Here is a 12,890-nt window from a genome sequence, read left to right as displayed (position 1 = left end):
CAAATCGAAAGTATGGGATTCATAAGCACTCGCTCAAAAAAGACATGATTAGCTGCTATCATAATCTATCGCACCTTGTGATGTCCGCTTTTCCTTCCGGCTTGCCAATTAGATGGGGAGCCTTTGGTGAAACCATAGTTGCTACTGCTTCTCGCTGCACTCTCCAAGCATTATTAGAAGCCGGGTTTAAGAAACCGGGTGTTTCCAAAAAACCCGGTTTCTCCTCAAAAATTCGGTTTCTGCACAAGTTCTATTTTACGTTACTCTTAACTCAGAAATTTAAAATTAGCGATCGCCCTCAAATTTAGTATCTATTATTTGCTGCTGTTTTATGAAAATCAAGAAAAAACAATTTAACCAATCGAATGTTATTTTCTCCCTAGCAATGCTCGGTGTCTTCCTTTTTTCCTTAAGTCTACGCTTTTGGGAACTAGAGCGATTTAACACTTTAGTATTTGACGAGGTTTATTACGCTAAATTTGCCAACGATTATCTCACCAAAACTCCTTTTTTCAACGCTCACCCGCCTCTGAGCCAGTACATAATTGCGATCGGCATTTGGATCGGAACTCACCTTCCATTCGGCAAAACCGCCGTCAACAGTATGGCAGGTTCCCTGCTTTCCCCTTGGGATTACCGCTGGCTGAATGCTCTTACAGGTTCCTTTATTCCCCTAGTTGTGGGAGGGCTAGCTTATCAGCTAGTTCGGCGCCGCACCTTTGCTTTTCTTGCTGCTTTGTTTATCGCCTGCGACGGTTTGTTTTTAGTTGAGTCTCGCTACGCGCTGAACAACATTTATCTAGTTTTGTTTGGAATTTTAGGTCAGTTATTTATTTTAAAAGCCGTAGAAGCAGAAGGCAAAAAGCGCTGGCTTTGGCTGGTACTCGCCGGGATAGGTTTCGGCGCATCTGCGGCTATCAAATGGAACGGATTGTGGTTTCTTTTCGGTACTTATCTAATTTTAATCTGTGCTTGGGCCGTTCGTTTTATCCAGGGTAACAGAGGAAATGAAGAACAAAGCCGCGAGGTAAATTCACCTTTAATTCCTGCCGAAAGTCCCGTACAAAAACTCACTAAACTCAATCTTATAGAACTCTGCTTAAGTCTAGCTATTATTCCTATTATAGTTTACAGCATCTCTTGGATTCCTCACCTGCACTTTAATCCAACTCCCAATTTCTGGCAGATGCAAACGGAAATTTTGACTTATCACCAGCGGATTAAAAGCGGCCCAGATGTACATCCTTACTGTTCCACGTGGTACAGTTGGCCTTTGATGCTGCGCCCCATAGTTTACTTCTACAAAACTGCTAGCAGCAATGCCCAACCAGATCCGGTTTTGCCGCCTTTACCTGAAGGTGCAACTCAGGCAATTTTTGACGTTCACGCGATGGGAAATCCCTTCCTTTGGTGGTTGTCAACCTTAGCTTTACTGCTAGTAATAGGAGTTTTAGTTCACCGGATTTTGGTGTGGCTGCAAACGCGCAGCGAGGCTTCTGTTGACACGATAGAACAGCAGCGGCCGATTTTGTTTCCGCCGACTGCTGAAATGTGGCTGGGGTTATATTTAATAGTTAATTGGGTCGCTAATTTGCTGCCTTGGGTGAAGGTGACTCGCTGCATATTTTTGTACCATTATATGGGCTGTTCTGTGTTTGCAGCCTTAGCACTTGCTTGGTGGGTTGACAGGTGGCTGCACAGCCCTCAAACTAGACTCCGAGGGATGGGGGTAACAATTATTTTTCTGGTTTTGAGTGCTTTTATTTTCTGGATGCCTATCTATTTGGGACTGCCTTTGTCGCAAATGGAATGGAAAATTAGGATGTGGCTGCCGTCTTGGGTTTAAGTTAGAAATAATTCCTTTATGAACGGGCAAGATGCCCGTTCCACAAGAAAATTAAGTTTTGTGGAACAGGCATCTTGCCTGTTCCTAACAAAGGTGCAAGATGTAAGTTATAACATTTATGACAAAGGTGAGTTTGCAAAAGCGAGAATTATTTTTGATAGAGTGCTCGATAAACTGGTTCACCGCGTTTCAGAGTAGCAATTTCTCTTTCAGTAGCAACAGGTAGGGGATTTTCTGCTAGCCAGTTGTCGCCGTTTTGACGTTTAAAACTGGGGTGATATGAAAAGCGATCGCACATTTCCCTTTCTACTTCTTCAATATCTGACTGGATAAAAACTTCGCCGCCAATTGCCAGATAAGTTGCCAATTCGTTGACTAATTCCTGCTGCACTACCCGCCGTTTGTGGTGCTTTTTCTTGAACCACGGATCGGGAAACTGAATGCTAACTCGGTGCAAAATACCTGCGGGTAAAGTTTCTAAAATTGGCTTTAGGGAACTATTCGCATTGCAAAACAAATAGTGCAGATTTGTCAAGCCTTTTTCGTCTCGCCAAAGATTCGCCTCCTCTACTAGAGGTTCCCGAATTTCTAATCCTAGAAAGTTCCAGTCTGTTTGGATTTGCGCCATGTGCCACAAAAACCGTCCTCTGCCGCAGCCGATATCTAAATGCAGCGGTAAATTTAAGTCGGCATAGATTTTAGTCCAATCCGGGGGACTTGCAGATGCTTGATATCTAATTGATAGGGGATTGACGTGTTCCCGCACTCTTACTCTTGCCAATTTTGCTGTCTCCTGAAGGTAATTTTTAACCGCTGATGAAGGCTGATTAACGCAGATAAATATTGATTTTTGCGAGGTTGTTCAATACTTTTTAATTAATGAGCAATTTAAAATTGCAGAGGAACAATTTTAAATTGCTCATTATTGCATTAGGCTTCTGGTTCAAGGCCTGCTGCTCTTAATTGGGCGGCTAGTCGATCGGCCCGCTGTTGAACATTTGCTTTTTCCTGCCGTTCCCTTTCTACCATTTCTGCTCCCCACAATAACATCTCTCCGCTCTCATCCCACCACCGCAACCAATATCCGGTTCTTTCAGCCTTGGTTCCCTGCCAAACACCCAAAAATAACCCAACTCCTTCAATCCAATAACGATTGTTTGAATCCGGCTGCTGTACTTGATATCTCCCTGATGAATTCAACTGATAGACTTCGAGAACTCCGGCGGCAGGTTCAAAAAGTACATAAATTGGCACTCGCAATACTTGCTCGTAAAAAAACCATTTTCCCGGCGGATACGTTGGTTTTATCGAATATTCATCGTTGGGAGTAGCTGATAAGAATTCCATGACAATCGCCGGGACTTCTCCTTCTAAGTTGGGAGTGTAACTGCGGCGAATTTCTTGACTAGAAAGCGGCTGGACGTTGCGGGCATAAAACCAATCTGGAGCTTTGATTACTAGCTTGCTGTCTACTGTCGCACAAATTCCCATGTTTGGGGCAACTAATATTCCTGTTACAATTAGCCCTGCGATTTCTAAGATTTCCCCCAAGGCGGCAGCCAGCAAGGGTTGGTCGATATTTTCCACAGGTTCCTCGTCTAAAATGAAGTCGTCTGGCAATTTTTCCCAGGTAATTTTTAAGTCGGCTGTACTGGCTGTCACGATATTTTACCTCTTACGGAGACTGCTGGAGCGCGGCTCGCAATACTTCGCGGTGAAAGAGCGATCGCTCTACTATAAATTTTATCCTGTCTGGCGATAAGGCGTCGCCGTTAGCATAGTGTTCCATCCAGGTTTTGCTGATTAAATAAGGATCGTCTGGCAATTCTGATAATAAGTATCCCGGCATTTCTAACTCGTCCATTAACTGGCTGACTTTGGGATCGTAGCTGAGGGCAAAACAGCGGCATTCTTCGGATGCTGCCATAATTAAACTGTGGTAGCGCATCCCGATCGCCATTTCGACTCCCCGGAATACTCCTTTCAATTTTCTCGGATCGTCTAAACTGAGGATGCGGCTTCTTTTCGGCAGGGCGTCGTGCAAATGTTTCGCAATTTCTAAGTCGTGAGACGCTTGAAAAGGCAGCAGCAAAATTAAGGTGCGAGTTGCTTTTTGAAAGTCAACTAAAGCTTGAGTTAAGATTGACAAACGCGCGGGAGTTAGTGTAGGATGAGAACGCAAACAAACAGCAACTCTGGGCGCAGGTAAATCCCACAAACCCGACACGGGAGAATTCTCCAAAGCCCACACGGGATCGGGCGCTAAAGTAAAGGGAATTTGCCAATCTGCAAGTAAAGTAGCTGAACCTTTATCGCGCACGCTGACGGCGGTGCATCCAGCAAAACAGCGCTGAGATAACTTGCGAGTCATTTCGCGCTTCAAAGGCCCAATTCCCTGGGCCCAGGCAACAGTTTTTAAGCCCATCCGCTGCGCTAATCCCATCAAACCCCCATAATAGAAAGGGCTCGCAATGCTAGTAGCGTCTTGGATTAAACTACCGCCGCCCCAGATTAGGGCGTCGGAGGTGCGGAGTGCTTCGAGAACTTGGAACGCATTCATGCGATCGCGTGCAGCTACCCCGTACCGCTGATTTGTCTCGACAGGATTGCCAGACAGGACGATCGGCGTCACGCCATCTGGTAACATTTGCAGTAGCGATGCCAACAGCGCCTCGTCGCCGCCGTTGCCTTTACCGTAATAGCCGCACAAAATTGCTCGCATTTCTACTCTTTTCTGTGTTTGTGGTGGGGAATCTAACTATTTTAGATTTTAGATTTTAGATTTTTTTGATATTTGAGATTTGATCCTAGTACCAAAAAAATGTTACTGTCAGCAAGCTTCAAGGCTTTACGTCATCAGTCAGCTCAAATCGCAAATCTAATAAAATCTCAAATCGCTAATCTAAAATTGTATGACGCATCATACTTTATATGACAGTTTCGTAAGTCCCGATAGATAAATCTTTTATCTTCGTTATCGATAAATTTTTCATCTTGGTTCACAATACAAAAAATGCACGCTTTGTCAATTCCCACCTGGATTATTCACATCTCTAGCGTCATCGAGTGGATTGCCGCCATCTGGTTAATTTGGACTTACGGCGAAGTCACTCAAAACCGAGCTTGGTGGGCCCTTTCCGCCGGAATGCTGCCCGCTCTCGTCAGCGCAATGTGTGCCTGTACATGGCACTATTTTGACAACTCCCCAGCCCTAGAATGGATTGTTACCCTGCAAGCGGGGATGACTCTCATCGGCAATTTTACTCTATGGGCGGCGGCTTGGTGGATTTGGCGATCGGCTCAGCCAGCAGAGAAAATTAAAGAGTAAAACAAGGAGAAACGAAGTGAAAAATAGCACTATTTGGGTAAAATTTGCGGCGAGTTTGCTTTTGTTGACAGCCGGATTTTTGCTTCCCAGCAAAGCCAGCAACACTTCCTTGCTACTCGCCCAACAGCCTAACTGCAAAAGTCCTCAAACTACACAGGAGCAGAATACCTGTTCCAGTCAAGAGTTTCAGGCAGCAGACAGAAAACTCAATCAAGTATATCAGCAACTTCAGCCGAAACTCAACAGCAAACAAAAGCAAAGATTGATAGTAGCACAGCGTAGTTGGCTCAAGTTTAGAGATGAATCTTGCAATTATGAAATGGGACAGTTTGAAGGTGGAACTTTGGCTGCTTCTACCTACGGTTATTGCAGAGCGAGGGTGACACAAGAACGAGTTAAAGACTTGGAGCGTTATTTGCAACAAGCAAGTTTGTAAAAGTTCGATCGCGATTTAGGGAGGTACACACTGCTAACCCTACGATATGGAACTATTGTTTTGTGGCACGTACCTAGTTAGCGAGAGAATTAGTAGCAATTAAACCTGCCTCAATCAACAAGCGATCGAGACTGTCAACCAGTCCATCAAGACAATGTAAAATTTGGCGATCGCCCGCAGGTAACGAAACACAATTAGTTAGACTGTCAATCTGGCTGTCCAAATCTTCCGGCAATTTTGAACACAAAGCTGTGGCCCTTTCTACCAGACGCTTTTCGCCAGGATGAGGGATAGAATTAACAGCAAAAACAATATCAAAATAACTGCCTAAAAAAGCTGCTGTTCGATGGATAATACTTACTGAATCGCGGCGCAAAACAGCGGATTCTAACTGGTGGCGAAATGAAAAAATCTGGTGGCGCAAAATCGGATAATTTTTGGCAATTATCGCTTGACAGAGTTGTTCTGGATAAGGTCGATCGACATTAGCTTGCAATTGCTGAAACCAACCGTCTCTGTCATACAATGATACTGAGGTGAGAACGTTCCACCAAAAACAGGTTGAATAACCTACTGATGCTTGATGTTTGACAAGGACGCGATCGAGTTCTTCTTCGATCCATTCGGGCTTGCGGTACATAATATCTATACCGCAGCCAGTGTTAATATCTATCCACTCGTCGCCGGGTTCCCAAAATTGATTGTTGATGGCGATGCGATCGGAAAATTGTCTCGCTATCGCCTCGCGTATGTCAACAGGAATATCCTCTTCAACATACACGTAAAAATCAAAATCCGACGACTCATCCGTAACTATAGTTGTTCGAGAACCTGCTAAAACGACAGCCACAACTTGAGGCAAACTGCTAAACTGCTCCCCAATAGTTTGAGCTAGTGATGGAATTTCTTCGAGAGCTATTTGATAATTATGCAGCATTTAATTACCTTTTTTTGAGCTTTAAAAATAACAGCAAATGCTTAACTATAGCACTCAAGATTTTAACGCCTAACTTTTAACTCGTCACTCAACAATTGATAATTGTTAACAAATACGGCGGAGGCGAACTGATGCGCTGCTACATCAGACCCCCCAACCCAAACCAGCTCAAAAGTGATATAAAATTTTGTTTTTATTTTACCTTTTGACACGCCAATGGTGTAAAATCTAAATTCTCAAATCTTATATTTTAAATCCCTATGTCTTTCGTTGGTTTGCACATTCACAGCGATTATAGCTTACTAGATGGGGCGTCTCAGCTACAGCAGCTCGCAGAACGGGCGGTGGAATTGGGGATGCCCGCGATCGCCCTTACAGACCACGGGGTGATGTACGGCGCGATCGAGCTAATCAAAGTTTGCAGAAATAAAAATATCAAGCCGATTATTGGCAATGAAATGTATGTCGTCAACGGCGACATTGAAGTAAAAGTTCGAGGTAGAAGAAAATACCATCAAGTTGTTTTAGCTAAAAATACCCAAGGTTATAAAAACCTCGTCAAACTAACCACAATTTCCCACTTAAAGGGAATGCCTGAAAGAGGTATTTTTGCCAGACCTTGCATCAACAAGGAACTGCTAAAACAATACTCCGAAGGTTTAATTGTCACCAGTGCTTGTTTGGGCGGCGAAGTTCCCCAAATGATTCTGCAAAACAAGCTAGATACTGCCCGCGAAGTAGCCAGATGGTATAAAGAAGTATTTGGAGAAGATTACTATTTAGAAATTCAAGACCACGGTTCCCCGGAAGATCGGATTGTTAATGTTGAACTCGTTAAAATTGCCCGCGAACTCAACATTCAAATAATTGCAACCAATGATTCTCACTATATTTCCTGCAACGACGTAGAAGCACACGATGCTTTGCTGTGCATTAACACCAACAAACTGATTGAAGAAGACAAGCGGATGCGCTACAGCGGCACTGAGTATTTGAAGTCCGCAGACGAGATGGCGCAACTGTTTCGAGACCATTTGGATGATGAAACAATCAAAGAGGCGATCGAAAATACCCTAGAGGTCGCAAATAAAGTATCGAGATACGAGCTCACAGGAGAAGCTCGAATTCCCACAATTCCAATTCCCCCCGAACATACAGCCGATACTTATGTAGAAGAAATATCTTGGCTGGGACTGTTAGAACGCCTCAAAGCCCGCACCAGAAATGAAATCCCCCCAGTCTACAAACAAAGACTAGAATACGAGCTGAAAATGCTTCAGCTGATGGGCTTTTCAGAATATTTTTTAGTAGTTTGGGACTACATGAAATATGCTAGAGACAACAATATTCCCGTCGGACCCGGACGTGGTTCGGCCGCAGGTTCTTTAGTTGCCTACGTCCTCAAAATTACCAATATAGACCCTGTACATCACGGATTACTATTCGAGCGATTTCTCAATCCCGAACGCAAATCTATGCCAGATATCGATAGCGATTTCTGCATAGAAAGGCGCGACGACATGATTAAATACGTTACTGAAAAATATGGCGAAGACCGAGTAGCGCAAATTATTACCTTTAACAGAATGACATCAAAAGCTGTCTTGAAAGATGTTGCCAGAGTTTTAGGTATTCCCTACAAAAAAGCAGACGAAATGGCAAAAATGATTCCCGTGTCGCGGGGGAAACCGGAAAAACTAAAAGTGATGATTTCCGATGCAACACCTGCACAGGAATTTAGAGACAACTACGAAAATACAATTTGCATAAATGCAGAAACTGGCACCGAAGTCCCAGTGCGTCAGTGGATTGACATGGCAATTCGCATTGAAGGAACTAACAAAACCTATGGTGTTCATGCCGCCGGTGTGGTAATTTCTTCCGTCCCCCTTGATGAAATTGTACCATTGCAAAAGAATAATGAAGGCGCTGTAATCACCCAATATTTCATGGAAGACTTGGAATTTTTGGGGCTACTGAAAATGGACTTTCTGGGACTTAAAAATTTAACAACTCTCCAAAAAACAGTTGATTATGTTAAGCACACGCAGGATATAACTATCGATGCCGAAGGCTTGCCTTCTAATATAGAACGCAGAGCTCAAGAGACATTTACTAGGAATAACAAGTTGCCCCCTGATGTAGCAAAAACTTATCAACTATTAGAAAAAGGAGATTTAGAAGGTATTTTTCAGCTAGAATCTTCTGGGATGCTGGATGTAGTAAAAAAAATTAAACCTTCCTGTCTGGATGATATTTCTTCTATTCTGGCGCTTTATCGTCCCGGCCCGCTGGATGCTGGTTTGATTCCACAATTTATCGATCGCAAACACGGTAGAGAGGTGGTTAAATATGACCATCCGCTGTTAGAGCCGATTTTAAAAGAGACTTATGGAACGCTTTGTTTCCAAGAGCAAATTATGCGGATGGCTCAAGATTTGGCGGGCTATTCTTTAGGTCAAGCTGACTTGCTGCGTCGCGCAATGGGTAAGAAGAAGGCTGATGAAATGCAGAAGCAAAAGGAAATATTTATTGATGGGGCGACTAAGAATGGTGTCACTCAAAGAATTGCCGAAGACTTGTTCGGGCAAATGCTTCAATTCGCAGAATATTGCTTTAATAAATCCCATTCAATGGCCTATGCCTATATCACTTATCAAACTGCTTATTTAAAGGCAAATTTTCCTGTAGAGTACATGGCTGCATTGCTGACTGCTAACAGAGGCGACCAGGAGAAGGTACAGAGATATATTGCTAATTGTCTCAAGCTGAAGATTGACGTTGAGCCGCCTGATATTAATGGTTCTGAACTAACTTTTACGCCATTGCCGATGGAGATGACTAAAGCTGAAAAACATAAAATTTTGTTTGGAATTTCGGCGGTTAAAAATGTGGGTGAAGGGGCTATTGAAAATATTTTGGCGGCCCGGCAGGAAGAGGGTAAGTTTAAATCGTTGGCTGATTTGTGCGATCGCGTAAATCTCCATTCTGTCAACCGCCGCGCTTTAGAAGCATTAATTCAATGCGGTGCTTTTGATAAAATTGACCCCAACCGTCATCAATTAGTAAACGACCTCGAAGGGGTGATGAAATGGGCGCAAGACCGCAAAAGAGACAGAGAAAGCGGCCAAGGTAATCTTTTTGACTTGTTAGGCGCGAATAGCTTTGGTAAGTCGGTCAATACCTATGAGTCGGCGCCAAAATCTAAATTGGTACCAGATTATGACAAACAGGAGAAATTGCGTTTAGAAAAAGAACTGCTTGGCTTTTATGTGTCAGAACATCCCCTAAAGTTTCTCATGCAAGTAAACGAAGACCCCGATGTTGTGACTCTCGAACAGTTAGCAGATAAAAAGGGGAAAGTATCAGTTATTGTCATGCTCAGCGCTATCAAAATGGTAGTGACTAAAAAAGGCGATGCGATGGCAATTTTGCAGTTAGAAGATTTGACACATCAAATAAAAGCTGTTGTGTTCCCCAAGGCTTACGAACAAGTGAAACCTTACATTGTAGAGAATGCTATCTTACAGATTAGTGGAAAAATCGAGAAAGATGGGGAGGAAATTCAGATAATTGTAGACACTGCAAAGCCGGTAGAAACAGTACAGGTTGAAGAGGAAATCGAGAAGGCGGAACCGGAAATAAATAACCATTGGCCGGCCGAACCAGTCAACGTTGTACGATCGACAAAACCTGTGGAAGTTCTAGAAATGGTGATTGTCAAGCTGACACCGCAGCAAGTACAAGACGGGAAAAAACTCAATTCCCTCAAAGCTATTTTGCAAGAACTTTCCAATCGGGGAGAAGATGCTAGCGTTTCTGTGGGGGGAATTGTTGTCGGTGAATATTCCTGTCAACCCCTTCGCATTAACCCTCAATTGTGGGTGCAAGATGGCGAGGGAACTGTTAGCCGTCTAAAGTCGGCTGGATTTGATGCTTGGGTTTTTCCTCTAGACAATCGCGGGGATGCTGCGGTGTTTCGAGAAATGCGATCGCAACTTAATGTACATTCTTGGGCCAGTCGTTTACTTGACACTGACACCGATCGCCTTCACAAGTATGTCACTTATCTCGCCCAACTAAACAGACGCCCGCCAAATTAACACTTCGCCGTCATTCCCACCGGTGACTAAAGTTTGACCGTCAGGACTAAAAGCCACCGGATTGTACCCAGCCAGACTGCACAAACATTCTCCTGTTTCAAGGTTCCAGAGTTTAACCGTACCGTCTCGACTGCCACTAGCCATCGTTTCGCGATCGGGACTAATCGCCACCGAAATCACCGCATCAGAATGCCCCCTCAAAGTATTAATCAATTCCCCTGTATCGGCATTCCACAATTTAACAGTAGCATCGGCACTTCCGCTGACAATCATCTTGCCATCTTGACTAAATGCGATCGCATAAACCCAATCTGAATGACCGACAAAAGTCCGTACACTCTCCCCAATACCTACCAGCCACATCTTGATAGTTGTGTCAGCACTACCGCTGGCAAGCATCATACTTTGAGGGCGAAAACTAACAGATAAAACCTTGTCAGAATGTCCCGAAAGCTTTTGAACCAATGCTCCGTTGCGCTGGTTCCACAATTTAATACTCTTGTCGCCGCTGGCACTCGCGATCGCTCCAGAGTCGCAACTAAAAGCCACCGAGTACACGGAGCCGTAGCGATGACTGTACGGCGAACCAAAATCGCTGTAAAATTCGCGAATCATCGCCTTTTTATCCAGCTTCCACTCAATGACTTTTCTGTCAAAACTGCCGCTAACTAGCATTCTCCCGTCTGGGCTGATTGCCACAGCATCAACCGTTGCGGAATGGCCGAAAAAAGTATGGATGAATTCACCTGTTTGCAGATCCCACAGCTTAATTGTTTTATCATCGCTGGCGCTAGCGAGAATATTGCCTTGAGGATTAATAACAACAGCATTAACCGAGGCTGAATGACCGTGGAGAATGCGATCGCACCGCCAGTTATTAGACAATAATTTCGGATTGCCAGCGGATGGCACAACATGAATCTTGGGGGGCGGCGCGGCGGAGACGGCGGTTGCCTTATTGGGCTGCGAGTTAGTTACTGGCGAATTAATAGCTATTTTTGTGGGCGAATTATAACTGATTTGAGAGCGGGGATATTGCCCAACATTTACCAAGTCTTGCAACACTTCAGCAGCGGATTGATATCGCTCTCGTACCGAATCTTTGAGCAATTTATTCAAAATAGTTGCTAATTTTTGGCTGACTTTTATGCCTTTTTGCGCCAAGTGCGATCGCCAAATCCATTTGCATTCCAAAGCATCGAACAAATCCTTCAATACTGCCCCAGTTAGCAGGTGAATACAGGTAACGCCCAAACTGTAAAGGTCGCTCGCCGGATACGCCTTGCCACTGCGAATTTGTTCGATGGGCGCATAGCCAGCAGTTCCAGTTATCGTTCCAGTTTGCGCCTCAGAAAGGCCGGTAATGTGCTTAGCAACTCCAAAATCTACGAGCACAAACTGACCCCCCATCGCCTTCCCCTGTACAGCCGGAGATTCAGCGACAATTAGCCCTTTCATACCAGCAGAAGATTGAGGTAAATTTGCCCCTCCTTTTCCTTTACCAGGAGTTGAGGTGCTGTATCCCGCCGCCGCCCACAAGGTTTGGGGAGTTCTCCGCACAATATTTTCCGGCTTAATATCCCGATGAATCACCTGCTGCTCGTGAACAAATTGCAAAACAGGCAGCAAATTGATCAACAATTCCCAAATCTGTTCCTCGCTAAAAGCTCCCCGCTGGTGCAACTCCTGAAACAAATTATTTCCCTCGATTAACTCTTCCACAAGATACAGACGTTTGGCTTGTTCAAAAGAAGCCAGCAAACTTGGAATCTGCGGGTGCTCTCCGAGTTCGTGCAGTCGGTGAGCTTCTTGTTTGAACAGTGCAGTTGCCTTTTCTAATTCAGCCTTTTCTTGAACTTGGGGGAAAAATTGTTTGATGGCGCAGGGAGTTTTCAACCTATCTTCATCGACAGCTAAAAAAGTTCTGCCAAATGTTCCTTCACCGATAGGTTGAATGGCGCGGTAACGCTCTTTCAGTAGCAATTTAGAGCCGCACGCCAGACAAAAATTGGTTGAGTCAGCATTCTGCGGCTTTTGGCAATGGGGATTGAGGCAATAGCTCATCTTTTTTCCGGCCTGGAGATTCCCACCACAGCTAAACTTAGCAATATGGTAGTCTGTTTCCACTCACGCCCAGAGCACCATTCTCGATAATACCTGAGAAACTCGCTTTCTTAACCTAAAATGTCGGCTCTCAAGTTGAGCCCGTGGCAAGAAACCAAGGTGAGGACACTAGAAGT

General features: G+C 44.3%; 10 protein-coding genes. 5 read left to right on the top strand and 5 right to left on the bottom strand.

Going from position 1 to position 12,890, the window contains the following annotated elements; genetic code table 11:
• Together QUA38_RS05380 and QUA38_RS05375 are read left to right on the top strand one after the other, a co-directional pair.
• Nucleotides 1-308 (top strand): hypothetical protein (locus tag QUA38_RS05380; RefSeq protein ID WP_333159870.1); only part of this gene is annotated, 308 nt, incomplete at its 5' end.
• Between the two features lie 23 nt (nucleotides 309-331).
• Entirely contained in the window at nucleotides 332-1,846 is a 1,515-nt protein-coding gene (locus tag QUA38_RS05375) for a phospholipid carrier-dependent glycosyltransferase (protein WP_333159868.1), read from the top strand.
• Nucleotides 1,847-1,994: 148 nt separating this feature from the next.
• Here QUA38_RS05375 and trmB read toward each other — a convergent pair whose 3' ends face one another.
• From trmB to csaB, 3 genes are all read right to left on the bottom strand, one after another.
• Nucleotides 1,995-2,627, bottom strand: a complete 633-nt coding sequence (gene trmB / locus QUA38_RS05370) for a tRNA (guanosine(46)-N7)-methyltransferase TrmB (RefSeq protein WP_333159866.1) — start codon at nucleotides 2,625-2,627, stop codon at nucleotides 1,995-1,997.
• Between the two features lie 149 nt (nucleotides 2,628-2,776).
• Nucleotides 2,777-3,508, bottom strand: a complete 732-nt coding sequence (locus QUA38_RS05365) for a Uma2 family endonuclease (RefSeq protein WP_333159864.1) — start codon at nucleotides 3,506-3,508, stop codon at nucleotides 2,777-2,779.
• 13 nt (nucleotides 3,509-3,521) lie between these two features.
• Entirely contained in the window at nucleotides 3,522-4,568 is a 1,047-nt protein-coding gene (gene csaB / locus QUA38_RS05360) for a polysaccharide pyruvyl transferase CsaB (protein WP_333159862.1), read from the bottom strand.
• Between the two features lie 291 nt (nucleotides 4,569-4,859).
• Here csaB and QUA38_RS05355 point away from each other — a divergent pair, with 291 nt between their 5' ends.
• The gene (locus QUA38_RS05355) at nucleotides 4,860-5,174 is read left to right on the top strand and encodes a DUF2499 domain-containing protein (RefSeq protein ID WP_333159860.1); all 315 of its coding nucleotides are present in this window, start codon (nucleotides 4,860-4,862) and stop codon (nucleotides 5,172-5,174) included.
• A gap of 16 nt (nucleotides 5,175-5,190) precedes the next feature.
• A complete protein-coding gene (locus QUA38_RS05350; protein ID WP_333159858.1) occupies nucleotides 5,191-5,610 on the top strand; it encodes a lysozyme inhibitor LprI family protein in 420 nt (139 codons plus the stop codon).
• A gap of 73 nt (nucleotides 5,611-5,683) precedes the next feature.
• On the opposite strand, the gene QUA38_RS05345 is transcribed toward QUA38_RS05350, so the two are convergent.
• Nucleotides 5,684-6,547 (bottom strand): DUF4037 domain-containing protein, encoded by an 864-nt coding sequence (locus tag QUA38_RS05345; protein ID WP_333159856.1) that lies wholly within the window; start codon nucleotides 6,545-6,547, stop codon nucleotides 5,684-5,686.
• Between the two features lie 260 nt (nucleotides 6,548-6,807).
• On the opposite strand from QUA38_RS05345, the gene QUA38_RS05340 reads away from it, so the two are divergent.
• Nucleotides 6,808-10,650, top strand: a complete 3,843-nt coding sequence (locus QUA38_RS05340) for a DNA polymerase III subunit alpha (RefSeq protein ID WP_333159855.1) — start codon at nucleotides 6,808-6,810, stop codon at nucleotides 10,648-10,650.
• Here the strand turns inward: QUA38_RS05340 and QUA38_RS05335 are convergent.
• A complete protein-coding gene (locus tag QUA38_RS05335) occupies nucleotides 10,627-12,714 on the bottom strand; it encodes a protein kinase domain-containing protein (RefSeq protein WP_333159854.1) in 2,088 nt (695 codons plus the stop codon). The genes QUA38_RS05340 and QUA38_RS05335 overlap by 24 nt on opposite strands.
• Between the last annotated feature and the right edge of the window lie 176 nt (nucleotides 12,715-12,890).

This window comes from Microcoleus sp. Pol12B4 (genome assembly GCF_036701385.1).
Classification (GTDB): Bacteria; Cyanobacteriota; Cyanobacteriia; order Cyanobacteriales; family Microcoleaceae; genus Microcoleus.
This window is presented reverse-complemented; position numbering and strand designations above follow the sequence as displayed.